The sequence below is a fragment of the Acinetobacter sp. NIOH-H-8 genome (genome assembly GCF_046635365.1).
Classification (GTDB): domain Bacteria; phylum Pseudomonadota; class Gammaproteobacteria; order Pseudomonadales; family Moraxellaceae; genus Acinetobacter.
Genome location: NZ_JBHDVN010000014.1, coordinates 14,015 through 40,127 on the forward strand (window position 1 = coordinate 14,015; position 26,113 = coordinate 40,127).

At 42.6% G+C, this 26,113-nt stretch carries 24 protein-coding genes; 9 read left to right on the forward strand and 15 right to left on the reverse strand.

The window, feature by feature from the left end:
- Window positions 1–43: 43 nt before the first annotated feature.
- Window positions 44–1,201, reverse strand: a complete 1,158-nt coding sequence (locus ACEWB7_RS07740; RefSeq protein WP_125278997.1) for an iron-containing alcohol dehydrogenase — start codon at window positions 1,199–1,201, stop codon at window positions 44–46.
- Window positions 1,202–1,319: 118 nt separating this feature from the next.
- Between ACEWB7_RS07740 and ACEWB7_RS07745 the strand changes: the two genes are divergently transcribed.
- The 4 genes from ACEWB7_RS07745 to ACEWB7_RS07760 are packed head-to-tail and all read left to right on the forward strand — an operon-like array spanning window position 1,320 to window position 5,058.
- The gene (locus ACEWB7_RS07745) at window positions 1,320–1,829 is read left to right on the forward strand and encodes a low molecular weight protein-tyrosine-phosphatase (RefSeq protein ID WP_125278996.1); all 510 of its coding nucleotides are present in this window, start codon (window positions 1,320–1,322) and stop codon (window positions 1,827–1,829) included.
- Window positions 1,830–1,832: 3 nt separating this feature from the next.
- A complete protein-coding gene (murB, locus tag ACEWB7_RS07750; protein ID WP_125278995.1) occupies window positions 1,833–2,870 on the forward strand; it encodes a UDP-N-acetylmuramate dehydrogenase in 1,038 nt (345 codons plus the stop codon).
- Between the two features lie 5 nt (window positions 2,871–2,875).
- Window positions 2,876–4,015: a YdcF family protein gene (locus tag ACEWB7_RS07755; protein WP_125278994.1), complete on the forward strand. Its 1,140-nt coding sequence runs from the start codon at window positions 2,876–2,878 to the stop codon at window positions 4,013–4,015.
- On the forward strand, window positions 4,015–5,058 hold the full coding sequence (locus ACEWB7_RS07760; protein ID WP_005236036.1) for an alpha/beta hydrolase: 1,044 nt from the start codon (window positions 4,015–4,017) through the stop codon (window positions 5,056–5,058). The genes ACEWB7_RS07755 and ACEWB7_RS07760 overlap by 1 nt, the downstream gene beginning before the upstream one ends.
- A gap of 84 nt (window positions 5,059–5,142) precedes the next feature.
- Here the strand turns inward: ACEWB7_RS07760 and ACEWB7_RS07765 are convergent, their stop codons facing one another.
- Both ACEWB7_RS07765 and ACEWB7_RS07770 read right to left on the reverse strand, forming a co-directional pair.
- Window positions 5,143–6,813 (reverse strand): FMN-binding glutamate synthase family protein, encoded by a 1,671-nt coding sequence (locus ACEWB7_RS07765; RefSeq protein WP_125278993.1) that lies wholly within the window; start codon window positions 6,811–6,813, stop codon window positions 5,143–5,145.
- A gap of 460 nt (window positions 6,814–7,273) precedes the next feature.
- On the reverse strand, window positions 7,274–8,296 hold the full coding sequence (locus ACEWB7_RS07770) for a helix-turn-helix transcriptional regulator (protein ID WP_166134987.1): 1,023 nt from the start codon (window positions 8,294–8,296) through the stop codon (window positions 7,274–7,276).
- A 241-nt stretch (window positions 8,297–8,537) separates the two neighbouring features.
- Here ACEWB7_RS07770 and ACEWB7_RS07775 point away from each other — a divergent pair, with 241 nt between their 5' ends.
- The 5 genes from ACEWB7_RS07775 to ACEWB7_RS07795 all read left to right on the forward strand — a co-directional run bounded on the left by ACEWB7_RS07775 (window position 8,538) and on the right by ACEWB7_RS07795 (window position 12,799).
- Entirely contained in the window at window positions 8,538–10,097 is a 1,560-nt protein-coding gene (locus tag ACEWB7_RS07775) for a circularly permuted type 2 ATP-grasp protein (RefSeq protein ID WP_312308789.1), read from the forward strand.
- Window positions 10,098–10,119: 22 nt separating this feature from the next.
- Window positions 10,120–10,722: an alpha-E domain-containing protein gene (locus ACEWB7_RS07780; protein WP_312308791.1), complete on the forward strand. Its 603-nt coding sequence runs from the start codon at window positions 10,120–10,122 to the stop codon at window positions 10,720–10,722.
- Window positions 10,719–11,498, forward strand: a complete 780-nt coding sequence (locus tag ACEWB7_RS07785) for a transglutaminase family protein (protein WP_312308793.1) — start codon at window positions 10,719–10,721, stop codon at window positions 11,496–11,498. Before ACEWB7_RS07780 ends, ACEWB7_RS07785 begins: the two co-directional genes overlap by 4 nt.
- 20 nt (window positions 11,499–11,518) lie before the next feature.
- Window positions 11,519–12,253, forward strand: coding sequence for a proteasome-type protease (locus ACEWB7_RS07790; RefSeq protein WP_004783888.1), 735 nt, complete (start codon window positions 11,519–11,521; stop codon window positions 12,251–12,253).
- 114 nt (window positions 12,254–12,367) lie between these two features.
- The gene (locus ACEWB7_RS07795) at window positions 12,368–12,799 is read left to right on the forward strand and encodes a BLUF domain-containing protein (protein ID WP_312308795.1); all 432 of its coding nucleotides are present in this window, start codon (window positions 12,368–12,370) and stop codon (window positions 12,797–12,799) included.
- Window positions 12,800–12,860: 61 nt separating this feature from the next.
- Here ACEWB7_RS07795 and alr read toward each other — a convergent pair whose 3' ends face one another.
- From alr to ppsA, 12 genes are all read right to left on the reverse strand, one after another.
- Window positions 12,861–13,931, reverse strand: a complete 1,071-nt coding sequence (gene alr, locus ACEWB7_RS07800; protein WP_312308796.1) for an alanine racemase — start codon at window positions 13,929–13,931, stop codon at window positions 12,861–12,863.
- 231 nt (window positions 13,932–14,162) lie between these two features.
- Window positions 14,163–15,602, reverse strand: coding sequence for a replicative DNA helicase (gene dnaB / locus ACEWB7_RS07805; protein ID WP_004783882.1), 1,440 nt, complete (start codon window positions 15,600–15,602; stop codon window positions 14,163–14,165).
- 216 nt (window positions 15,603–15,818) lie between these two features.
- Window positions 15,819–16,265 (reverse strand): 50S ribosomal protein L9, encoded by a 447-nt coding sequence (gene rplI, locus ACEWB7_RS07810; RefSeq protein ID WP_004783880.1) that lies wholly within the window; start codon window positions 16,263–16,265, stop codon window positions 15,819–15,821.
- Window positions 16,266–16,274: 9 nt separating this feature from the next.
- A complete protein-coding gene (gene rpsR / locus ACEWB7_RS07815) occupies window positions 16,275–16,502 on the reverse strand; it encodes a 30S ribosomal protein S18 (RefSeq protein ID WP_004278792.1) in 228 nt (75 codons plus the stop codon).
- A gap of 12 nt (window positions 16,503–16,514) precedes the next feature.
- Window positions 16,515–16,901, reverse strand: coding sequence for a 30S ribosomal protein S6 (gene rpsF, locus ACEWB7_RS07820; RefSeq protein ID WP_004696436.1), 387 nt, complete (start codon window positions 16,899–16,901; stop codon window positions 16,515–16,517).
- A gap of 284 nt (window positions 16,902–17,185) precedes the next feature.
- Complete coding sequence (gene cyoE / locus ACEWB7_RS07825) at window positions 17,186–18,064, reverse strand: heme o synthase (protein ID WP_179992465.1); 879 nt, start codon at window positions 18,062–18,064, stop codon at window positions 17,186–17,188.
- A 10-nt stretch (window positions 18,065–18,074) separates the two neighbouring features.
- Window positions 18,075–18,404, reverse strand: a complete 330-nt coding sequence (locus tag ACEWB7_RS07830) for a cytochrome o ubiquinol oxidase subunit IV (protein WP_171064814.1) — start codon at window positions 18,402–18,404, stop codon at window positions 18,075–18,077.
- Window positions 18,401–19,021, reverse strand: coding sequence for a cytochrome o ubiquinol oxidase subunit III (gene cyoC / locus ACEWB7_RS07835; RefSeq protein WP_004783873.1), 621 nt, complete (start codon window positions 19,019–19,021; stop codon window positions 18,401–18,403). The genes ACEWB7_RS07830 and cyoC overlap by 4 nt, the downstream gene beginning before the upstream one ends.
- 4 nt (window positions 19,022–19,025) lie before the next feature.
- Window positions 19,026–21,014 carry a cytochrome o ubiquinol oxidase subunit I gene (gene cyoB, locus ACEWB7_RS07840; RefSeq protein ID WP_166134966.1) on the reverse strand — a complete coding sequence of 663 codons (1,989 nt, stop codon included), beginning with the start codon at window positions 21,012–21,014 and terminating at the stop codon, window positions 19,026–19,028.
- 3 nt (window positions 21,015–21,017) lie between these two features.
- Window positions 21,018–22,094 (reverse strand): ubiquinol oxidase subunit II, encoded by a 1,077-nt coding sequence (gene cyoA, locus ACEWB7_RS07845; protein WP_005236020.1) that lies wholly within the window; start codon window positions 22,092–22,094, stop codon window positions 21,018–21,020.
- Window positions 22,095–22,395: 301 nt separating this feature from the next.
- Complete coding sequence (locus tag ACEWB7_RS07850; protein WP_312308798.1) at window positions 22,396–23,202, reverse strand: RDD family protein; 807 nt, start codon at window positions 23,200–23,202, stop codon at window positions 22,396–22,398.
- Window positions 23,203–23,619: 417 nt separating this feature from the next.
- Window positions 23,620–25,998, reverse strand: coding sequence for a phosphoenolpyruvate synthase (gene ppsA, locus ACEWB7_RS07855; RefSeq protein ID WP_312308800.1), 2,379 nt, complete (start codon window positions 25,996–25,998; stop codon window positions 23,620–23,622).
- Between the last annotated feature and the right edge of the window lie 115 nt (window positions 25,999–26,113).

The following is a 26,113-nucleotide window of genomic DNA, read 5'->3' on the forward strand; positions in this document are numbered from 1 at the left end:
ACTTGTAGTGGCTAGATCTGCTGTGTCGAAAATAATCCTAAATCTAATAGATCGCCTGATAGATGTTGTAAGCATCTTCCAGAGTAAGTTCACGTGGATTGTTCTGTAACAGGCGGCTCTGTTTCATGGCATCTTCCGCCATAATCATCAGCATATGTTCAGGAATTCCTAACTGTTTGAGTTTCAGGGTTAAGCCACTTTTCACCAGATGGTTATTAAAATGATCAATAAACAGGTCAGTCAGGCCATCATGGCAGCCTTTGCTTTGTGGATCTAACCAGCACATCAGTTCGGCATAGAGGGCTTTGGCATCCGGCGTATTAAATTTCATCACCTCAGTTAATACCAGTGCATTACTATGTCCATGTGAAATATGGAAATGCCCACCTAATGGATAAGCCAGTGCATGCACAGCCCCAACCGGTGCATTGGCAAAGGCCTGACCTGCCAGCATAGAACCAACCAGCATGTTTTGACGTGCGTCCAGATCCTGCCCATCGTCCAGCACACGTTGCAGATTGGCATTTAACAGTTTCAAAGCATGCTTGGCCAGCATATCGGAATAAGGATTTTTTTTGATTTTAGAGGTATAAGCCTCAATAGCATGAACCATGGCATCAATGCCAGTCGCAGCAGTAATTAAGGGCGGCAGATTCTGGGTAAATGTTGCATCCAGAATAGCAGTATCTGCAAACAGGATCGGTGCCACAATTCCGGTTTTGGTAGTTTCACCTGTAGTGACAATTGAAATCGGAGTAACTTCAGATCCTGTACCTGCAGTGGTAGGAACCAAAATCAAGGGCAAACGGGGGCCAGTAGCCTGATTTACGCCATACAGATCAGACAAAGATTGGTGCTGTGCCGGATGACTCAAGATTGCAATCAGCTTGGCGACATCCATAGAGCTGCCACCACCAAAGCCAATCACGATATCGACATTTTCCTGTTTGGCAAAATCTGCTGCTTCAAGCACTACATGCTCAGGTGGATCGGCCTGTACATCGGAATAAATTGCATAATCCAGTCCCGCATCTTCAATAATTTCCAGAATAGGCAGGTGTAATTGATGCTGTAGCATGCCTGGATCAGTGACCAGTAAAACACGCTGATAACGGCCCTGTTTGAGAATAGAGGATAATTCCTGAATCGTGCCGAGGCCGGCGATGATGTTGGGAACGGTTTGAAACTGAAATCGATTCATGTCTTTATCCTTTAATTTTTATCGCAAATACAAAATTATTATGGGGCGGTGATATAGGATTCATCAGGTAAATAACTTAACATAAGTATCTTGAAAATGATTAACTCTGAGGTTGTTTATGTCATCCAGAACGCCATATAAGGTGTTATGTGTTTGTTTGGGAAATATTTGTCGTTCTCCCACGGCAGAAGTGGTACTCAGACATTATTGTGATGAACAGAAACTCGATATTGTGGTCGACTCAGCAGGAACCAGTAATTACCATCCGGGGAAAGCACCTGATTTGCGTAGCCAGCAACATGCCTTAAAACGGGGTTATAATCTTTCTGGCCTGCGTGCGCGTCAACTCAAAACCCATGATTTTATTGATTATGATCTGATTCTAGCGATGGATCTGGAAAATCTGGCAGATATTCAGGCGCTCCAGCATCAGGCAGAGGCAGAATTCGGACGCCTGCGTGCCCAGGTTGCTTTAATGAGTGAACATGATCAGCTTTATTCAAAACAGGCTTTGCCAGATCCATATTATGGCGGGGCAGATGGTTTTGAACGTGTCCTGAACCAATGTGAGTCCAGCAGTCGGGCCTGGGTAGAAATTTTTAAACAACATCAAACAGAAAAGGTTTAAGTCATGCAGATTCAGACTCAGGTTCAACTTAAACCTTTTAATACGCTAAATCTCGAAGCGATTGCCGCTTACTACAGCCGGATCCAATCAACTGATGATCTGATTGCTGCACTGGAGTTTGCTGAGCAGCAACAACTGAATGTGCTGATTCTTTCTGGCGGTAGCAATATGTTATTGCCGGAACAGATTGATGCACTCGTCCTGCATATGGATATCCAGGGCATTGAAATGCTAGAAGGAAATGAGCAGCATCAATGTCTGCGGGTAGGTGGGGGCCAAGTTTGGCATGACTTCGTACTCTGGACGACAGAACAGAAACTCTATGGTCTACAGAATCTGGCCCTGATTCCCGGACTGGTCGGCGCTTCTCCAGTGCAGAATATTGGGGCATATGGTGTCGAAGTCGGCGAATTTATTCATGCGGTAGAGGTCTATGACCGTAAGCTGAAAAAATTTGATTCCATTCCTGCTTCAGACTGTCATTTTTCCTATCGTCATAGTATTTTTAAAGATGATCCAACACGTTATGTGATTACACACGTTACTTTTAAATTACTAAAACAGGCAAATCTGAAACTGAATTATGGTGATCTTAAAGCAGCGGTGGGTGATAATCTCACAGCAGAAAACTTACAGCAGCAGGTGATCCGGATTCGTCAGAGCAAACTGCCTGATCCTAAAGAATTTCCAAACGTGGGAAGTTTCTTTAAAAATCCTATCGTAAATCAACAGGTTTTTGACCAAATTGCTGTGCATTTTCCTAATTTGCCCCATTATCCGCAGACCAATGATCAGGTTAAAATGGCGGCAGGCTGGCTGATTGATCAGGCAGGCTGGAAGGGGAAACAGCTTGGGTCAGTAGGCATGTTCCATAAACAGGCACTGGTTCTGGTGAACTATGGTCATGCTTCTCTGACGGATGTCCGTCAAGCCTATGGCGCAGTACAGCAGGCTGTCTGGGACAAATTCAAGATTATGCTCGAACCTGAACCGGTATTATTTGATTGTAAAGGCTTAATTCGATCTCATCAGGATAAATAACGTATATGAAAAACACCCATTGGATGGTCCGTTTAGTACAAATCGTCGCAGGACTGTTTGTATTTTTCGGCTGTCTGGTGATGTTGATCTATTCGCCATTTTATTCGCAGCTTGTGGTTAAGGGACTCAATCGATTTGTGTCCTTTGAAATTAACGAAGTTGCAGCACAAAGCCAGAAAATGGCTTCCTTGAGTGAAGATGATACGCTTGAACCAGGTTCTGATCAGTGGATTGCCCGTCAGGCTTATTTGCGTGTGATGGAGCAGGATATCCAGAAAAATCATTCGTCCAATCTGATGCTGATTCAGGCACGCTACAAGATACTGCAACAGATGATTGAAGAACATCAGCGTGAACAGCAGGAAGAAAAAGCAGAACAGAACCAACCTGCACAAGTGCCTTTATTGTCCCAGCAAGAACCTGTGGAAGCCGTTGACCCGACTCAGAAGGTCCGCGAACTGCTGGAATGGGATAGTAATGAAAACAAGGAACGGATTGAACAATATGTTGAATTCTTAACGACTCATCCTCTGGAAGATGAAGAAGCGAGTGCCGTACAGGTCACAGCGAAAGAGGAAATCAAGGAAGATCTGGCTTTACTGCAGGAACAGCAGCAACAGAAACCGGTCAATCAGTCTAAACCTTATGCCATTGTGGTCTTAGGTGGTGGTTTAACTTTACATGAAAATGGTAAGGATATTGTGGTCAATGACTATACGCGTTTGCGTCTGGAAACCACACTCGCAGTTGAAAAACAGTATCAGTTACCGATCGTATTGAGTGGTGTGGAAGCGCCGTATATGCAGCGCTGGTTACAAAATTACAATGTCGATGCCAAATTGCTTGAAGACCGCAGCATGAATACCTGTGAAAATACCCGTTTCAGCTCGTTATTATTGCAAAAAAAAGGTGGGGCACCGACTGTGATTCTGATTACCGACCGTTATCATATGCCGCGTACCCGTCGTCTGTTTGCACTGAATGGTATTCAAACGATTCCAGTGGAAGCACCGATGCCGAAGTCCTTGACCCGTTGGCGTCCAAGTCGACAAAATTATGATCATAGTCGCCGTGCCAATTATGAAATGCTGGCCACTATCCGCGATATGTGGTTTGGCTCCAGTGACTGTCGGGAGGTGCCTTAATGTCTGATATTCCGTTTTTAAACCCGACCATCCTGAAACAGCTGGATTTACCTGTGCCAAGCAGGGAAACAACGCCACAGCTTTTACAGCCCTTAAACCTGAATAGGGATGACCAGCCCACTATTGATCTGTTGTCTTATCGCAGACTGTATGGTTTTGATTTACTGGATTGCAAGCATTGGCAGGGCTATGTACAGATGCCGCTGTTTAAACTGCATGTGCAAGTATTTACACCTAATCTAGAAAATACCCGTTTTGACAAAATTCAGGGAACGGCGTTTCTATTACATGGATATCTGGAACATAGCGGAATTTATCAGCCGATCGTACGTGAGTTGCTGGAACAGGGTTTTAGCGTTCTAACCTATGATCTGCCGGGGCATGGTCTGAGTGATGGTTCATCTGCCAGTATCCAGAATTTTGATCATTACCAGCAGGTTCTGCATGCGGTATATCGTTATGTGAAGCATGCCGAGCAATTACCTAAACCTTGGGTTGGCATTGGACAAAGTACCGGTGGTGCGATCTGGATGCATCATTTGCTCGAATTTGCAGAACGACGCGAAAATCCGTTTGTAGATCGCGTGCTGTTATTGTCACCGTTGATTCGTCCAGCTAAAACTGCCTGGTGGCATAATCCGCTCGGTCTCGGCATTATTAGCCGGATCAAGCGTGAAGTACCGCGTCATTTCCGCCGTAATAACCATAATCCTGAATTTCTGCGTTTTATCCGACTTAAAGATCCTTTGCAACCCCGCATGATGGGCATGGACTGGATTCTAGCGATGTCACGCTGGATGCTGGAAATGGAAGCACGTCCAGCTTGCCGAATCCCTGTCTGGTTAGCTCAAGGTGCTCAGGATCAGACAGTGGACTGGCGTTATAATATTGAATTTATCCGTCGCAAGTTCCGCCTGCAAACTTTGTTAATGCTGGAAGAAGGTTCACATCAATTGATTAATGAACGCGCGGATATCCGTGCAGCACTCACAGGTTTAATTCCAGCCTTTTTACATGCGCATGGCAGTAAGACCTATTATTAGACTGTGACACTCTCAATTAAAAAAAGGCGTTTTAGTAAACGCCTTTTTCTTTTCTAACTCGATTAAATTTCACTTATTCTAAGTCTAAAAACTTTCCAATTTGGCCATATTCCACATACGGAAATAGAAATTTTCCTCATCTTTATTTTCGCAATGTAATAATTCACCTTCTTTAAGCCAGAAATGAATCTGGGCAAAGTTCTTGATTTCATGATTGCTGATTCGCTGTGCCAGATGATGCGGTTTAATAGCAGAAGGATGTTTTAAACCTGCTGAAGCGATTAGCTCAGACAGGGCATGCATTGTATTTTTATGGAAATAAAATACTCGCTCGGCCTTAGTCGGGACATGCAGGGCTTTTTGACGCTCTTTATCCTGAGTAGTGACTCCCACAGGGCATTGATTGGTATGACAACTTTGAGCCTGAATACATCCGACTGCAAACATGAATCCGCGCGCTGAATTAACCCAGTCAGCTCCAAGTGCCATGGTACTAGCAATATCAAAGGCACTGATAATTTTCCCGCTTGCACCAATTTTAATCTTGTCTCTCAATCCTGCACCGACCAAGGTATTGTGCACAAACAAAAGACCTTCTCTTAAAGGAGTACCCATATAGTCAATCAATTCAATTGGTGCAGCACCGGTACCGCCCTCAGATCCATCTACCACAATAAAATCAGGATAAATTTTGGTATGTAGCATGGCTTTCACCATACTCATAAATTGCCAAGGTTGACCCAGACAAAGCTTGAATCCGACTGGCTTACCTTCAGAAAGCTCACGTAGTTGTTGAATGAAATTCATCATTTCAATCGGGGTTTTAAACGCCGGATGTCCAGAAGGTGAGACACAGTCATGTTCACGGCTAATCCCGCGAATCTGAGCAATTTCTTCTGAAATCTTGGCTTTAGGTAAAATCCCCCCATGTCCAGGCTTGGCACCTTGTGAAAGCTTGATTTCAATCATCTTTACCTGAGGAAGTTTGGCTTTTTCAGCAAATTTCACCGGATCAAACTGACCCTCTAAGGTCCGACAACCAAAATAGCCGCTACCAATTTCCCAGACAATGTCACCGCCATGTTCCAGATGATAAGGGCTGATACTACCTTCACCTGTATCATGAAAGAATTTGCCTTTTTGCGCACCAAGATTCAAAGCCCGAACCGCATTGGCACTTAAACTCCCGAAACTCATAGCCGAGATATTCAAAATTGAAGAAGAATAAGGCTGCGTACACTGCTCATTGCCGATCAGAATGCGGAAGGTTTCTGGATCAGCAGGTCGGCAAGGAGTGAGAGAGTGGCTAATAAACTTATAATTTTCTTCATAGACATTCATGATTGAGCCGAAAGGCTTATCTGAATTTTCATTTTTGGCCCGTTGATACACCAGACTGCGCTGCATACGTGAAAATGGCAAAGCATCCCGATCCGCTTCAATAAAATACTGACGAATTTCAGGACGGAATTCTTCAAAGATAAAGCGGAAATGACCCATAATCGGGTAATTTTTTAAGATTGAATGTCTGTTTTGCAAGACATCATATAGGCCTAGCAGGCTCAGCAGAATACTGACAATCCATAAGGTATTCACCAAAGTTGCTGGCATAAAATAATAAATATAGCGCGGTTCATAACCGATATGAAAAATCGTAAAAATAACGGCGATGGTGATGCAGGCAAACCAGACCGAATGCCGTGAAAAGAAAGTATTAAGTAATTTGTGTCGTACTAATTGCGCAGGGTTAGCCATTATGAAATTAAATCCCTATTTCCACTACGATAGCGTTTAATAATGTGCAGAGCTCCCTGGCTTATACAAGCATAGAATTGTTTTTTAATTTTATAAGCTTGCTGAAAATGGAATGATGGTGGTTATACCTGACTTTAAGATAGATAATAAATTTTCCAAATAATCTTCTATGGAAAAATTGTGCAAAAGGCATACATTCTTTTTATTTCAAAAACAGGCTTAAGCGCTCTATAGTGATTTTTATCCCCACAGCAGGAGTGTAAATTATGACAAAAAAATCGATCCGTTTTAATAATGCAGAGCTGGCTTGCTCATGTTATCAGACTCTTTAATTTCTAATGTGACACATCCGGTCTGTTTTCTGGGGCAAGAGGAAAGCAGACCGGCTCAGTAACAGATCACCAGAGCAATAATAAAAATAAAATGATAAATTGATCAGGTCCCCAAAATGGGGACTTTTTTATTCTTTGGAAGAGACTGAATCGGTTTCATTCACTTGGTAAACAGCATCTGCCACTATTTTTGGTTCGATATTTTTGATTTTATTGCCAAAACTTCGTAACCACCAAACCAGTTGTGAGGTAAAAGGCACAGTTGCGCTAATCAGGGCTATGCCATTTTCAATTTTTTCAATTTTTTGATCTTTGCTGAGCTGACTTTCTTCAAAATAGTGCGCATCAGATTCAGGCATGCTCAGTTGAAGCAATACATTTTCCGTTGGCTGGTTAAAATCGACCCGGAATCCTAAAGCGCCAGATTCAATATATTCATCAATATCAAAATTTACCGGGTGTAGGGCACGAGAATTCAGCACCTCTGCTGATTTAAAACGGTGCAGGGCAAAGGTCTGAATATCCGATTTATCATGACGGGTACAGACCAGATAGATAATTGAACCTTTTTGCACTAATGCCAGCGGATTTAAAATATAGGTTTTCTCTTCGCCATTATGACCACGACCCTGATAAACACATTCCAGCTGTTTGTCCTGTAACAGGCCTTCGTAAATCGCCTGTTGGGCCGTTTTATCAACGACAGGCGGAATAAGCGGTTGGGTAGCTGGCACGATTCTGACCCGGTTAATCCATTGTCGTACGTTATTTTGTGAAGACAGGCTGCGTCGAGCCAGATCAAACCAGGGATTCATTTCTTCAATCAGACTAGGTGGTAGCAAATGTTTCAGATGTTCTTCCACCATCATAAAGGTCACCGCTTGCGAACTGGTCATATGCGGTAAGCTTTGAATCGGGGCATCTGAACGCCAGCGCCAGCCCTGGGGCGTGGTTTTACTGCTCTCAATCGGGAAACGCTGGGCAATCTGGTTCAGATCACGCTGAATGGTACGCAAACTGATCTCGATCCCTTCACGATTCAGGATTTCCTGGAGTTCACGGGTTCCCATCCATTTGCCGGTAGAAAGACGCGACAAGATTTGCCATTGGCGGTAAAGGCTATTGGAGGTTTCTTTTTCTTGTGCTGACATAATGTATTTTTACTGGCAATCAGTGGAAACAAATTAAATATGAGCTTACCACAATAAGAAATCTGGATTTTTTTCGCAAGTTATTCTGCGCAACAATTGTCCTACAATCCGTAAACATCTTGGTGAAAAATGATATTGAGTGAATAGGCACTTTGCTGGGTTAATACAGACTTCGAAACGGATGTCATGGCATGGATATTGCTCTGATTTTATTATAATAGATTACAATGACGAGGTTTGTATGCTAAAAGAAAGCCAGGATACAAATACTATTACAACAGTAGAAAATCATACTGCAGCAGAGTTAAGCAAAAATTTTACAGATACTACAGCACTCAATATTTCAATTAAGCACAGTCCGCATTTTTTATACCAAGAGATTTCTTCGAAATTTTTCAATGAAATGCGTAATCATCAGGTGATGAACAGCCAGGCAGGTCAACGAATTGAAGAATGGCTGTCACAGCATACATTAGATGAACTGAATCAGCTAAATGAAGTGGCAAAAGAACATTTTCTCTATGACGGTATTACATTTACCGTATACGGCGATGAGCAGGGCACTGAGCGGACTATTCCTTTTGATGTAATTCCCCGGGTGATTGCCCGTAAACAGTGGAATATGGTGGCACTCGGTTCAGCACAGCGTGTTCAAGCCTTAAACCTGTTTCTGCATGATATTTATCATCAGCAGGATATTCTTAAAGCCAATATTGTCCCTGAGCTTCAGGTGCTCACCCATGAAGCGTATCAGCCACATATGTACCAGCATCATTTGAAAGGCAGTATCTATAGCCAGATTAGCGGGATTGATATTATCCGGGATTCCAAAGGTGAATTTTATGTACTGGAAGATAACCTGAGAACGCCATCTGGGGTGTCTTATATGCTGGAATGCCGCAAGATCAGCCAGAAGTTAATGCCAAAAGTGTTTGAGCAATCCAATATTGCCGGTATTGAACAATATCCAAAACTCTTAAAAGAAATTCTGGCGGAAAATGCTTATACCGATAATCCATTCATTGTGGTTTTGACCCCGGGTCGTTTCAATAGTGCTTACTATGAACACGCTTGTCTTGCAAGGGAGATGGATGTGCCTTTAGTGACATCACGTGATCTTTTTGTTGAAAACTCGAAGGTTTATGTAAAAACGATACGTGGGCGTCAACAGGTTGATGTTATTTATAGAAGGGTCGACGACGCCTATCTTGATCCACTGTGCTTTAAATCAGACAGTACTTTGGGTGTTCCGGGCTTAATGTCCGCATATTTACAGCACAATGTTGTAATCGCAAATGCCCCGGGTACAGGTGTGGCAGATGATAAATCGATTTATCCTTATGTCGATAAAATGATTCATTTTTATTTGGGTGAAAAACCGATTTTAAATAATGTTCCAACCTACCAATGCCGTAATCCGGAAGATCTGGACTATGTGTTGACAAATTTGGATCAGCTGGTCGTCAAGGAAGCACAAGGTTCTGGCGGTTACGGCATGCTGATTGGGCCCCAAGCCTCTCAACAGCATATTGATATTTTTAGAGATAAGATTTTAGCTGCGCCGCATTTATACATTGCGCAGCCAACTTTGGATTTGTCGGTCAGTCCGACTTTAAGCAATTTTGGTATTGCTGAACGACATATTGATCTGCGTCCTTTTGTCTTGAGCTCACCTTACCGCACTGAAATTGTGCCAGGTGGTCTGACCCGGGTAGCCATGCAGGCAGGCTCACTGGTGGTCAACTCATCGCAAGGCGGCGGGATCAAAGATACCTGGGTAGTCGACAACTTACATTCATAACATTCCAAAGAAGGATAACGTCATGGTTTTGTTAAATACCAATGCGCAACATATTTTTTGGTTAGGCCGTTATTTATCTCGTACCCAGTTTTTATGTTCGCATTTTCCATTTTTAGATGATGAAGCCGCTGTGGCTTATGCACATGCTTTCTGTTTGCCTGCGTTTGATGCCAGTTCATTAAATGAGCTGGTTCTGGATAGTACCCAACCGACTTCATTTACCCAACAGTTTCATGTGGCAAAAGACAATATTCAGGAATTACGCGGTGTATTGTCTGGCAAAGCCTATTCCGAACTACTGAAACTGATTAAAACTGCGGATCAGAATGCCGGTTATATCTGCGATGTCGTGACAGATTGTGCTGAAATTCTGGAAGCAGAATCATCAGATGTATTTCTGTTTTTCAGTCTGGGCCAATGTCTGGAACAGCTTGATCAGCAGTTACGTCTCGGTGAGGATACTACCCGTACCTTATGTAAAATTGATTATATTGTGGATACACTCTGTGAGATTGGTTGGGGCAGTGTAAAACAATACTGGACACAGTTACGTGCCGCACCTGATCTGAAGCAGTTTTACCAGTTTAGTGATCATATTCATCGCTTGTTCGAGGCTGATGTATGAAATTGATGGTGAATCACCAAACGCAATACACGTACACAGCCGAGGTGAGGAACAGTATTCAGTACATCAAAATGATGCCTTTCACCAATGAACATCAGAAAGTGCATTATTGGGATGTCAGTGTACCGGGTCAGAAAGTGATTCGGCATGATGCCTTTCAGAATCTCTGGATGACCAGTACACAGCGTGAATCCTATCATAGCCTGATGATCATGGCACAAGGCATCGTTGAGATAAATCTCGCGCATGAGCAGGGCTTGAATGATTCCTTAAATCCCTATCTGTTTTTACAACCGACTGAAGCCACAAAATGCAATGCAGAGATGAAGGATTTTGCAGAGCGACATGTCCCAGCATTAACTCGTAAACATTTAATCGGCTTGGCTCAAGCCGTACTCGAACACGTTCCTTATATATCAAATAGTACTACGGTACAGGGTTCTGCGATTGATGCCTTTGAAGCATGTCAGGGCGTCTGTCAGGATCACAGTCATATTTTTATCGCCATGTGTAAACATTTAGGTTTACCATCACGTTATATTTCAGGTTATCTTTATGCACAGAATGCCTCACATCTGGCGAGTCATGCTTGGGCTGAGGTATTTATTGAACAGGCATGGTACTGTTTTGATGTGAGTAATCTGTTATTTACGCCAAGTGCGCATGTCTATGTTGCGGTGGGACGCGACTATTGGGATGTTGCACCAGTACGTGGTGTAAGAGAAGAAGGCGGTGTGGAATCCATGTCTTCCATCGTCCAGGTACTAGGATGTTAATTCATTAATAAGGACAAAAAATGACGTATTGTTGTGCCCTTCGTTTAGAGCAAGGTATGCTATTTATCAGTGATACACGCACCAATGCTGGTGTGGATCATATTTCGGTTTTTCGAAAATTATATACCTTTGGGGTAGATGGGGAACGCGTTATCGTACTCCAGGCCTCCGGAAACCTGGCAACAACACAGGCAGTGATCGGACATATCAGAAATCAGCTGGAACTTAGGCAGGAACCGAATATCCTGAGTTTACCGACCATGTTTGATGTCGCGGAACTGGTGGGTAATACGCTCAAAAAAGTAATTGCCAATGTGACGGATGATAGTTTAGAACAAAGTACTTACTATTGTAATTTTCTGGTCGGCGGCCAGATTAAAAATCAGGAAATGCAGCTCTATCATATCTACCCGCAAGGCAATTTTATTTGTGCGACACGGGATACGCCATATTTCCAGATTGGTGAGAGTAAATATGGTAAGCCGATTCTGGATCGTGCCTTGACCTATGATATGCCACTCGATGAGGCATTACGTTGTTCTTTGATTTCTTTTGCTTCTACCTTACGTTCAAATGTATCGGTCGGAATGCCACTGGATGTACTTGTCTATAAAAAAGACAGCTTGATGATGCCAAAGGGCAAGCGTATTGCTGAAGACGATGAATATTTTACGGATATCAGCCGGCAATGGTCAGAAACTTTAAAGAAAGGCCTGGCGGAATTACCCACACCATCGAATGATTATTTCTTATAATATTTATAGAAATGAAAATAAGTTTTTTTTATAAGAATTAGTAAAAATTGACTGCTTAGTGTACAGTGCTAACTTCTATACGATATTGCATAGATAAGAATAGAGGTTAGCCGCATGTACCAATTTTGTTACGCCAGTGAAAGTACCTCGTCCAAATCCGACTTACTTCAAGATTTAACGGATATCCTTAAAGAAGCACGTGATTTTAATCATCCTAATCAAATAACAGGGGGGCTTTATTTTGCTGATGGACATTTTTTCCAGTGCCTGGAAGGTGAATGTCTGGTTTTAAAAGCTTTACTGACAGAGAGACTGTCTAAAGATCCACGCCATAAAAATATTAAACTATTTGAAACCAAAGAGATTGAGCAGCGTACTTTCGGCGACTGGTCAATGAAATACATTTCTAAACGTAGTTCCATTCAACAATTCTGCCAAGAGATGGGATTTGAAGTTTTTACGCCTAATGATTTTAACCAGGAACAAGTAGATGCTTTATTACTTGAACTGTCATTAATCGAAAATGAAGAGCAAAAATCAGCTTGAATACTGACCGTATAAAAAGCCCAATTTATATTGGGCTTTTTTATTTTTGGCTAGTTTTTCTTTAAACTAGTTTGCGTACCGGGCGGGCAGACATACGGCAAAGTAATTCATAACCAATGGTGCCATTCGCTTCAGCCACATCATCGACCAGACGGGATTTGCCCCATAGTTCAACTTCAGTACCCAATTCCAGATTGAGACCAGTTGCATCAATGGCAATCATGTCCATTGCCACACGGCCAATCACACGGGTTTGCTGACCATTAATCGCTACATGGTTCTGTTTTGGGAAAGCACGTGGATAACCGTCACCATAACCGATAGAAACAATGGCCAAGGTCATGTCTTTGTCAGCAGTAAAAGTTGAACCATAACCGACATGTTCACCAGGTTTGATATTATTCAATGCAATCACTTCAGCGGTAAAAGTCATGACTGGTTTTAGATCTAGATCATGTACAGTCTTGTCTGCAAATGGAGTCGCGCCGTAGAGCATGATGCCCGGACGAACAAAGTCAAAATGCAATTCTGGATATTTATAGATCGCAGCTGTGTTACAGCAAGAACCCATTAAAGGTGCGCAGTCATTCTTCACTTCCAAGAACTGCTGGATTTGCTGTTCATTGAGAGGATGTTCCGCATCAGCATTGGCAAAGTGCATCGCCAGCACGCAGGTAAAACCTTCTGCTTTTAATTGATTGATCACATCTTTAATCACATCAATTTTAAAACCAAGACGGTTCATACCGCTGTTGAGTTTTACCCAAACTTTTAGGCCTTTCGCAATATAGGCTTCTTTATTTGCCAGTAACCAGTCCAGTTGTGGCTGATGATGCACAATGACTTCAATATTCTGATCGATCACAACCTGCATTTCATCTGCAGAGAAAATGCCTTCGATTAGGGTAATGGGTTGCTGGTAGCCGAGTTCACGAATTTCCAGGGCTTCTTCCAGACAGGCGACACCAAAGGCATCACTATCTTTTAAGGCTGCTAAGCAGTCTTTAATTCCATGTCCGTAAGCATTGGCTTTGACCATGCTGACGATTTTAGCGGTTGGGGCAAGTTGTTTGACACGGTTTAAATTATATTGCAGTGCTTCACTGTCAATATAAACTGTAGCTTGGCGCACCCTAGATACTCCTGCGGGATGACAAAAATAATATCGTGTGGAACACACAAAAGAGGGAGAGAAATAACAGGATTGTGAAAACAAAAGCGGTCATTTCAAAATTGTGAATATTGTAGACCTATCTACTATAAATGGACATGCTCATTTATATAATTTCATGCACAGCAAGCATTCTAAATAAAAAAGAGACCATTTCGGCCTCTTTTCTACACTCAGATCAAACTTGAATACTTACTCTTCATCATCATACTGGGCATAGAACTCAGGAGAGAGGTTACTGAAACGGGTATATTGACCTTCAAATGCCAGACGAACTGTACCAATTGGACCATTACGCTGTTTTCCAATAATAATCTCGGCAGTACCAGCTTCTTTGGATTCCTTGTTATAAACCTCGTCACGGTAAATAAACATGATCAAATCGGCATCCTGCTCGATCGCACCAGATTCACGAAGGTCAGACATTACCGGGCGTTTATTTGGACGGTTCTCCAGAGAACGGTTCAACTGTGATAAGGCAATCACAGGACATTGCATTTCTTTAGCCAAGGCTTTTAAGCTGCGAGAAATCTCCGAGATCTCGCCTACACGGTTATCACCCATACCCGGCACTTTCATCAACTGAAGATAATCGACCATGATACAACCGAGTTTACCACCATGCATTTTAGCAATACGACGCGCACGCGCACGAACCTCAGTCGGTGGTAGTGCAGAGGAGTCATCGATATAAAGATGCTTTTCCTGTAAATGTACAATGGTACTGGTTACCTTAGACCATTCATCACTGTCCATTTTACCGGCACGTAAATGCCCTTGATGCACTCGGCCGAAAGATGAAATCAAACGCATCGCAATCGAATCCGCTGGCATTTCCATCGAATAGACCAGCGCAGGGAGGTTGTTGTTAAACAGCACACTTTCGACCAAATTCATGGCAAAGGTGGTTTTACCCATAGAAGGACGGGCTGCGACAATAATCAAATCACCGGCCTGCATACCGGAAGTTTTATTGTCCAGTTCCACGAAACCGGTGGTCAGACCGGTAATTGAACCTTCTAATTGAGACAGTTCATTTAACTTGTCGAATACGTCAGCTACCACGGTATTAATTGCTTTCGGGCCTTGAGCCTTGGCATTGTTATTATGTTGTTCGGCAATCGAAAAAATATTAGTTTCAGCCAAATCCAGAATTTCACTGACCGGGCGACCTTTAGTGTCATAGGCATTCTGTAAAATTTCAGAGCTGACCTTGATCATGCTACGTAAAGTAGAGAACTCTTTAATTTTGCCGGCATAGGTTTCCAGGTTGTAGAAACTTGAAGGCGAGTCAGCCATTAGCTGCATTAAATATTCTTCACCACCGACAGCATCGAGTAAGTTCTGCTTGATCAGCCAGTCATGAACCAGTACTGCATCATAAGGCGAATTTTCCTTAGAAAGCTGTTCAATGGCACGGAAGATATATTTATGCCGGGTCGCATAAAAATCATTTTCAGTCAGCACATCGCCGACTTGTTCAAAAGATTCAGCCACAGTCATAAGGGCAGCAAGTACAGCCTGTTCAATCGCTAAATTGTGCGGGGGAGTACGGAACTCCTTAAGTTGGGTATCAGCAACAATTTCTGGTTTAGCGGTAGGTGCCTTTTTGCTGGCATTCGCCTGTGACATATAAATCCCTGATTTTAAATACAATGGTTAAATATTGTCGGAGATGAATAGGGTTTATTCACTACGAGATGAAATGATACGCGGTCTGATCCAAAATGCGAAGTGCAATTTTTTGTGAACGCGAAGAATAAATTGAATTTTCTACTGTTGAGCAGATTATATTTTTTAGAGATAAAAAAAGAGCATGCCAAAGCATGCCCTTTTTTCGGTGAGAAATTACTCAGCTACGATAGTAACCAGAACTTCTGCAGCAACATCATGGTGCAATTGGATTGCGATGTTGAATTCACCAGTGTTGCGAAGTGCACCATTTGGAAGACGAACTTCAGCACGGTCAACTGTAAGACCAGCATTTGTCAACGCGTCAGCGATGTCACGAGTACCGATTGAACCGAACAGTTTACCTTCATCACCAGCTTTCGCAGTGATTACGATGTTTACTTCGTTCAATTGGTCAGCACGTGCTTGAGCAGCAGCTAATACTTCAGCTTCTTGTTTCTCAAGTTCAGCACGACGAGCTTCAAAAGCAGCAGTGTTAGCTTCAGTAGCTGCAACTGCTTTACCTTGAGGGATCAAGTAGTTACGGCCGTAACCAGCTTTAACTGAAACTTTATCACCAAGTTTACCAAGGTTTTTAATGCGTTGTAATAAGATAATATCCACAGCTCAACCTCACTTATGATTGTCAGTGTAAGGGATCAAAGACAAGTAGCGAGCTTGTTTGATAGCAAGTGCTAGCTGACGTTGGTAACGAGCTTTAGTACCTGTAATACGGCTAGGAACAATCTTGCCGTTTTCAGTGATGTACTGTTTTAAAGTGTCGATATCTTTGTAGTCGATGTACGTAACGTTCTCAGCTGTAAAGCGGCAGAACTTGCGACGACGGTAAAAACGTGCCATGTTAGGTTCTCCTTATGCTTCAGCAGAGTCTTGAGCTTGTTGTGCTTCTTCACGTTGAGCTTTACGCGCACGTTTTTCTTCAGCACTCTTAGCCAATAGTGACTCTTCAGTGATAGCGTTTTCACGACGGATGATAAGGCTACGAATGATTGCATCGTTATAACGGAACAATTCTTCTAGCTCATCAAGAGTAGTTTGACCACACTCAACATTCATCAGAATGTAGTGAGCTTTGTGGATCTTGTTGATTGGGTAAGCCAATTGACGACGGCCCCAGTCTTCAAGACGGTGGATTTGACCTTCAGCTTCTTTGATGTGAGTCAGGTAACGTTCTACCATACCCACAACTTGATCGCTTTGGTCTGGATGTACCAATAGTACGATTTCGTAGTGACGCATTGTCAGCTCCTTACGGTTTAAACAGCCCCAATTTAAGTGAAATTGAAGCAAGGAGTCACAACCTTGGTTGTGTCGCATAATATGCGAAGCGTGAAGTTTAGTGGTTTTGGGGCTGAAATACAAGCAAATCTTGCCAGATGATGAATGTTTGAGCACGTATGGAAACAAATAAAAAATTTACAAGAGTTAAGTTTCTAAAGGAAACAAAGTTACTTTAAGTAAGCTCGGAAGGGATTATGTATTTAGTAGAAGAAATAAAAAAGATAGAGTAAAACTCTATCTTCTTAAAAAAATATGATTGGATTCTGCGGGGCGGTAGAAGTAAAACTGAAAATAATACTGATCACGGTAATTAGTTTGACCGAGAACATGAAATACTGTTTTGCCCATGCCTGATTATCTTCAGCTTTAAAGCCCTGAATACTGAGATAGATCCAGTAAAGCGTCATCAGATTTAATACCACCAGATAGATCCAGTTTGCATAACCATAAACAAATAAAGCATTCATGGTAATTCCGAACAATATCACGTAGATCAAAGATTCGATCTTGGTACGTCGAATTGAACGGGCGACAGGCAGAATTGGAATGCCTGCATTTTTGTAATCTTCAAAACGATAGACTGCAATTCCCCATGAATGGGGCATTTGCCAGAGTGCATACCCTAGAAAAATTAAAAGGGCACCCAGGTCAAACTGGCTTGCAACTGCGGTATAACCGATCACAGGCGGTGCTGCACCAGAAATACTGCCTACCAGTGTTTGGTGAATAGTTGTTCGTTTTGTCCATAAGCTGTAAAAACCAACGTATACGACAAAACCAATAACTGCGAATAGGAAAGCGTATGCATTTACCCAGAACCATAAAATGCCAAAACCGATCACACCTAGTACAAAAGCAAAGGTGAGAGCAACAGGTACAGAAATAGTTTTTTTGACAAGTGCGCGATTTTGCGTGCGCTGCATTTTTTGGTCGATGTCCTGATCAATAACGTTATTGACCACGCATCCTGATGCCACTACGAGAGTAGTACCAATAAGAGTAAGAAGCAGGAGAAGGAAATCTACAGAACCTTGAGTGGCTACGAAGTAGCCACCCAAAGTGGTAACAAAGTTACCGAAGAGAATTCCTGGCTTAGTCAGGAATAAATACTTTTTCAGCATGACAACCAGTTTAGATCATCATGTTGTAGTGCAGGTAGTTCATGATCCATACAGAACCCACTAAAAGAATAGCGATGGTTAAGATGGTATACACAAATGCAATTACGTTCCAGCGTTGCTCTGAAGAAGAGTTCATGTGCAAGAAGTAAATTAATTGCACAAGAATCTGAGCGACTGCAGTAATTGCAATAGCAGTAATCAAGATACCGCGGCTAAAACCACCTGCCATGACCATACCGAATGGAATTACAGTAAGGACAACAGACAGGATGAAGCCAACAGTATATTGCTTCATGTTACCGTGTGATTCGCCAGCAGCGTTATGATCATGACTCATTATAGAACTCCCATCAAGTAAACTACACTGAATACACAGATCCATACGATGTCAAGGAAGTGCCAGAACAAGCTTAGGCACGCAAGACGACGAGTGTTAGGTAGAGTCAAACCATATTTCTTGATTTGAATCATTAACACGATCATCCATACCAAACCTGAAGTCACGTGGATACCGTGCGTACCTACCAACGTAAAGAACGAAGACAGGAACGCAGAAGTGCTAGGGCCATGACCAGCATGAACTAAATGATTGAACTCATAAAGTTCCATACCGATGAAGGCAGCACCAAATAACCAAGTGATCGCTAACCAGGTAAGAACCTGACCAACGTTTTTCTTGTAGGCAGCTAGAACGGCAAAACCAAAAGTTACGGAAGAGATCAAAAGGGCAAACGTTTCAGTTAAAACGAAACCTAATGAATCACCAAACAGATCACGCGCGCTTGGAGTGCCTAATGGAACGTGGCTACTTAAAACAGCGAATGCAATGAAGAGTGTACCGAAAAGGATAAGGTCACTCATCAAGTAAGTCCAGAAACCAAAGACAGTGATGTCGGTATCATCGTGATGATGATGCTCATCGTGTCCGTGGTTATCGTGATGAAGTACTTCAGCCATGGTCTTAGTCCTTCTTCAAGTGTTTTTCAAGGATCGCATAACGTTCACCTTCAATACGCTCAACTTCAGCAGCAGGAACATAGTAATCCACTTTCTTGGTGAAAGAAGACACGATGAAGCTGATGATAGCTGCTACGAAAGTAACCGCTACTAACCACCAGATGTGCCAGATTAACGCGAAGCCCATAACAGTGATGAACATTGCGATAATGAAACCAGCAGCACGGTTAGTCGGCATATGGATATCTTCGTACTTCGTAGGTTTTGCATAAGCAACACCGTTTTCTTTCTCGATCCAGAAAGTATCAATACCATTGATCTTTGGAAGATGAGCAAAGTTATAGAACGGAGCAGGAGAAGATGTAGCCCATTCAAGCGTACGACCATCCCATGGATCGCCAGTCAAATCTAGACGTTGATCGCGTTGTAGGAAACCAACAACGATTTGCATGATGAAACATACAATACCAAGTGCAACTAGAACAGCACCGAACATTGCGATGTTTACATACGGATCCCAGTCTGGGTTATCAAATGTATTCAGACGACGAGTCATACCCATGAAACCAAGGATATAAAGTGGCATGAATGCAAAGTAGAAACCAAAGAACCAGAACCAGAATGCTGCTTTACCCCAAGTCTCATTCAGTCTCCAACCGAACATTTTCGGCCAGTAGAAGATGATACCCGCGAACATCGCGAATACTACACCACCAATAATTACGTTATGGAAGTGAGCGATCAGGAATAAAGAGTTGTGTACCAGGAAGTCCGCTGGTGGAACTGCCATCAATACACCTGTTAAACCACCGATACCGAAAGTCACAAGGAAGCCAAGTGTCCATAGCATTGGGGTAGTGTAAACGATACGACCCTTATACATGGTGAACAACCAAGAGAAGATTTTCACACCAGTAGGAATCGCAATAATCATGGTCATGATACCGAAGAACGCGTTAACGTTGGCACCTGCACCCATGGTAAAGAAGTGGTGAACCCATACAACGAATGACAATACTGTAATTGCAACTGTTGCATATACCATTGATTTGTAACCGAACAATGCTTTACGAGCGAAAGTCGATACAACTTCAGAGTAAATACCAAATGCTGGCAATACCAGAATGTATACTTCTGGGTGACCCCAAGTCCAAATCAAGTTCACATAAAGCATTGGGCTACCGCCTAGCTCGTTTGTGAAGAAGTGGAAGCCGAAGTAACGGTCAAGAGACAGCATTGCAATAGTAGCAGTCAACACTGGGAATGCTGCGATAATCAATACTGCTGTACATAAAGATGTCCAGGTAAAGATTGGCATTTCCATCAGTTTCATGCCAGGCGCACGCATTTTGATGATGGTAACGAAGAAGTTAACACCCGTTAATAGCGTACCCAGACCTGAAATCTGCAGTGCCCAGATGTAGTAATCCACACCGACGCCAGGAGAGTATTCAATGCCTGATAGTGGAGGATAAGCCATCCAACCAGTCGCAGCGAATTCACCAATCGCAAGTGAAGCCATCATCAGACCCGCAGCACCAGCGAACAGCCAGAAACTTAGAGAGTTCAATAATGGGAATGCAACGTCACGTGCACCGATTTGAAGCGGTACAGAGATGTTCATTAAACCAACAACAAGACCCATTGCCACGAAGAAGATCATGATCACACCGTGTGCGGTGAAGATCTGGTCATAGTGTTCTGGGTGCAAGTAGCCTTCGCCGCCACCTTTTGCAAGGAACTGCTGAAGACGCATCATGATCGCATCGGCGAAACCACGTACCAGCATGATCACTGATACAAAGATATACATGATACCAATTTTTTTATGGTCTACAGATGTGAACCATTCGTTCCACAGGTAGCCCCATTTTTTGAAGTAGGTAATACCTGCAACAACTGCGATACCACCTAAGATCATCATTGCAACAGTTACCAGTACGATTGGATCGTACGGAATTGCATCTGGACCTAACTTACCTAAGAAGCTCATGAATTATTCTCCTTGAGAAGCAGTCGCATGTTCAACATCTACATGTGCTTCAGAAGCAGCTGCTTCCTGGTGAGCAACAGAAGACGCTGAGTGATCAGCACCGTGATAGTTACTCATGTAGTTATTGATCACAGATTCAAACAAACCTTGCTCAACAGAAGAGTAGTAAGTCACTGGATGTGGCTTAGTTGGGTAAGGCTTCATTGCTTCAGCAGCAGCCTTCTCTTCAGGAGTCGTAGCTTTTGCAATAATCGCTTCGATTTGGTGTTTACCACGGTTACCGTCACGCAAGCTTGCAAATTCAGCTTGGTCTAAAACAGTTTTTTGAACTGCTTCTGGATTTACTGAAGTACCGTTACCTGCTTTAACTGCAGCTACCCATTCAGCAAACTGAGCATCAGTCACAGCATGTGCACGGAAGCGCATTTGTGAGAAGCCATAGCCTGAATAGTTAGAAGAGAAACCGCGGTAGCCTTCAGCTGGGCTAGTTTCGTCTGCCATTAAGTTCAGGTGAGTTTGCATACCCGCCATTGCATAGATCTGACCACTTAACGCAGGGATGAAGAATGAGTTCATCGTGAAGTTAGAAGTCAAACGAAGACTTACCGGAGTTTTCTCTGGGAAGCGAATTTCGTTTACAGTCGCAATGTTTTGTTCTGGGTAGATGAAGATCCATTTGAACTGTTCAGCAATAACCTGAACTGTTAATGGTGCTTTATCTGCCTCAAGTGGGCGGTATGGGTCGTACTTGTGGGAACCCCACCAAGTTAACCAAGCTAAAATACCAATAATAATGACAGGGATACCCCAAACTACAATTTCAATCGCAGTAGAGTGTGCCCATGTAGGTTTATAGTCTGCGTCTTTATTCGATGCGCGATATTTCCAACCGAACCATAATGCCATGATAATTGATGGAATTACCACCAATAGCATTAAGTAAATCGCAGTCATCATCAGGCTACTTTGGCCTTCAGCAACTGGACCCTTAGAGTTCAGAAGTACTAGATCACCACCACACCCTGTTAAAAGTGCAGCCATCGTTGATAAAGACAATACAGCTAAAATCGTTTGTCTCATTTTACAACCTCGGTGAAGAGTCCCATTCCCTAATTTAATATGGGATAGCGATTAAAGTGTCGCATGATAAAAGAGGCCGTTTTTTTACAAAACACCCTTCTAATCATAATACACCGCTACGTTGTAGGGCATTATGCCTGATATTGCCAAACTAAGCTATATATAAAGGTGCTTTAAATGACTGTAATAAAAACCGATTTTGTCGGTCGGGTTTCAAGAGTATTTATAGGAATTTTATTGTAATTTCAAAGTTATGTAGGAAAATGGGATGCCAAAACATCCCATTTTATGGCAGAACTAATTATTGTTTAACGACTTGGGTTTTTGCCAGTTTATCGTGCACAGTTTGACGTTTTTGCCCTAAACCGAACGCCCAGTCAATGATTGTGCTGAGTGGCATGAAGATAATATTCAGGAAAATAAAGAATACACTGCGAATAGTGAAGGCGCGCATCAAGCTGGTTTTTTCACCAGTCTCGGCATCTACGATCTTAATTTTAGTCAGTTTTTTACCGAAACTTTGACCCGATTTGGCAATCAGAAAAGCCTGGATAGCGAGCATGATCACCAGGTAAATTGCAGTCGCAATCCAGGCCTGCTGTGAAAACATGTCAAACATCTGAGTTTGTAGTTGCTGTGCCAGAGCAGGGTCAGCGTCACTACTTAACATCACATTCATAAACTCCTGGTTCAGTTGTGCAAACTGGGTTTCCTGTTCAGGAGTAAAAAATGCGGTCAAAATAAACGTCGCAGGCAGCCATAAAAGCAGATCCACAATCTTGGCTAAAATACGGCTTGGAATACTCGCCAGTTCTTTTTTTGCTGCAACATTTTGAGAACTGCGGGCACGAAGATGGTCTGTACTTGACTCATTTGTGTTCTGTGGAGCCTGATAGACTGGTGTCGCTGGCGTTTCTGGTGCTACATAGCCTTCAGGCTGATAGATCAGTTTCCCTTGGGTGAGTTCACCTAAAGCTTTCCATTCGGTCATACCTTGATGCCAAGCCAAATCAGTCAGAAGTACTTGTTGGTTGGCAAGCATCTGATTTAATTGCTCGAGCGTATATGGGCCAGCTTGTTGATTATTTCGTGCCAAGTAAATCTGCATATAAACTGAATCTCAAAAATATAAATTTAGACAAAAATTGAACTAGGAGTTTAAGTATTTTCAGGCTGAAAACAAATAAAAGAATATAAGTGTAATATATGGATAAGTTTAGGATTTTCAAGAATGTTCATCACCAAATTCCTCCATAATTGAGACAGTGTAGCAAGGATTGATGATTTTGCTATCAAGATGTGAAAATTCACTTAAATTTAATTATGCAATTTTTTATCATGGTGTTTGTTGGTATTTGTTTGTCATTACACTAAGAAGCTTATGCTTATATAAATAATTTGATTTCAGCTAAATCAAAAAACATATGATTAACCGCTTAACTATAAATGTGATTAAGACAGTATCTAGGTAATATTGAGAACATAAGAAAAGACCCTATGAAAGGGTCTTTTCTTATAGAGTGAATTAAGCCTTTTGAGCTTTCTCTTCAGACAGGAAGAACCAGGTATCCAATACTGAGTCTGGGTTAAGAGATACAGATTCAATACCTTGTTCCATCAGCCATTGTGCAAGATCTGGGTGGTCAGAAGGACCTTGGCCACAGATACCTACATATTTGCCTGCTTTACGGCAAGCATGGATGGCCATAGAAAGAAGCGCTTTTACTGCTGGATCACGTTCATCAAACAAGTGAGAAACAATACCAGAGTCACGGTCCAGACCAAGTGTTAATTGAGTCAAGTCGTTTGAACCGATAGAGAAACCATCGAAGTGTTCAAGGAACTGTTCAGCTAACAAAGCGTTAGTTGGCAATTCACACATCATGATCACTTTAAGACCATTTTCACCACGTTTCAGACCGTTTTGACCTAATAGCTCAATAACACGTTTAGCTTCAGCAACAGTACGTACGAACGGGATCATGATTTGAACATTAGTCAGGCCCATTTCGTCACGAACTTTTTTCAGTGCACGGCATTCAAGTTCGAAGCAGTCACGGAAGTTGTCAGATACATAACGGCTTGCACCACGGAAGCCCAACATTGGGTTTTCTTCTTCAGGTTCGTACAGTTTACCGCCGATCAGGTTAGCGTATTCGTTTGACTTGAAGTCAGACATACGTACGATCACTGGTTTGTTAGCGAACGCAGCAGCAAGAGTAGAGATACCTTCAACCAGTTTTTCTACATAGAATTCGATTGGAGATGCATAACCTGCAGTACGGGCAAGTACAGCAGCACGAGTTTCACGTGGCAGACTATCGATGTTCAATAGGGCTTTAGGATGCACACCGATCATACGGTTGATGATGAACTCTAGACGAGCAAGACCAATACCTTCGTTCGGAATTTGCGCGAAGTCAAATGCACGATCCGGGTTACCTACGTTCATCATGATTTTGAACGGAAGTTTTGGCATAGATTCGATAGAGTTGGTTTGGATTTCGAAATCCAATGCACCTTCGTAGATGAAACCAGTATCACCTTCAGCACAAGATACAGTTACTTCCTGACCGTCAACCAGGACTTCGGTTGCATTACCACAACCTACGATAGCTGGAACACCAAGCTCACGTGCAATGATTGCAGCGTGACAAGTACGACCACCACGGTTAGTTACAATCGCAGCAGCACGTTTCATTACTGGTTCCCAATCCGGGTCAGTCATATCAGATACAAGTACATCACCGTCTTGTACTTTGTCCATTTCTTTAATTGAAGTTACGATGCGGACTTTACCAGAACCGATACGTTGACCGATTGAACGGCCTTCACAGATTACAGTACCACGTTGTTTTAACAGGTAGCGTTCCATCGTGCCGACATTTTCACGGCTCTTCACAGTTTCAGGACGCGCCTGAACGATGTAGATTTTGCCGTCATCACCGTCTTTCGCCCACTCGATGTCCATTGGAGAACCGTAGTGGTTTTCAATGATCAGTGCTTGCTTAGCCAATTCTTGCAGTTCATGATCGTTCAATGCAAATTGTTGACGATCTGCTTTTTCTACATCAACTACAACAACTGATTTACCCGCAGCGGCTTCTTCACCATAAATCATTTTCTGGTGTTTAGAACCTAAGTTACGGCGCAGTACAGCGTGTTTGCCTGCGTTTAGCAGCGGTTTTGAAATATAGAATTCATCCGGGTTTACTGCACCCTGAACTACCATTTCACCCAAGCCATAAGAAGCTGTAATGAATACTGCATCACGGAAGCCTGATTCAGTATCTAGAGTGAACATTACACCAGCAGCACCAGTTTCTGAGCGAACCATACGTTGTACGCCAGCAGAAAGGGCAACCACGTCATGCGCAAAGTTTTGGTGAACACGGTAAGAAATCGCGCGGTCGTTGTACAAAGATGCAAACACTTCTTTGATCGCGATCAGAACGTTATCGATACCACGAATGTTCAGGAAGGTTTCTTGCTGACCTGCGAAAGAAGCATCAGGTAAGTCTTCTGCAGTCGCAGATGAACGAACGGCAACCGCGATGTCAGGGTTGCCGTTTGAAAGTTCTACAAAAGCTGCACGAATTTCCTTTTCCAGTTCAGCAGTAAGTGGAGTTTCCACAATCCATTGACGAATCTTTGCACCAGTTTCAGCAAGTGCATTGACATCATCAACGTTAAGTGCAGCAAGCTCTGCATTGATTTTAGCGTTTAGGCCACTTTGCTCGAGAAATTCACGATAAGCAGCAGCTGTTGTTGCGAAGCCACCTGGTACTGATACACCAGCATTAGATAAGTGGCTGATCATTTCGCCCAGAGATGAGTTTTTCCCACCTACAAGCTCAACATCGTGCTTCCCTAATTTTTCTAGACCAATTACGCGCGCTTCCAAAGTTGTTACTCCACTTTTGCAGTATTAATCACTATCTTGGCATGAGAGTATAGCAAATCTTCTAGGTTTTTGATTTTACTAAGCGACAGTCATGTAAGATCGGTTTACTATAAAG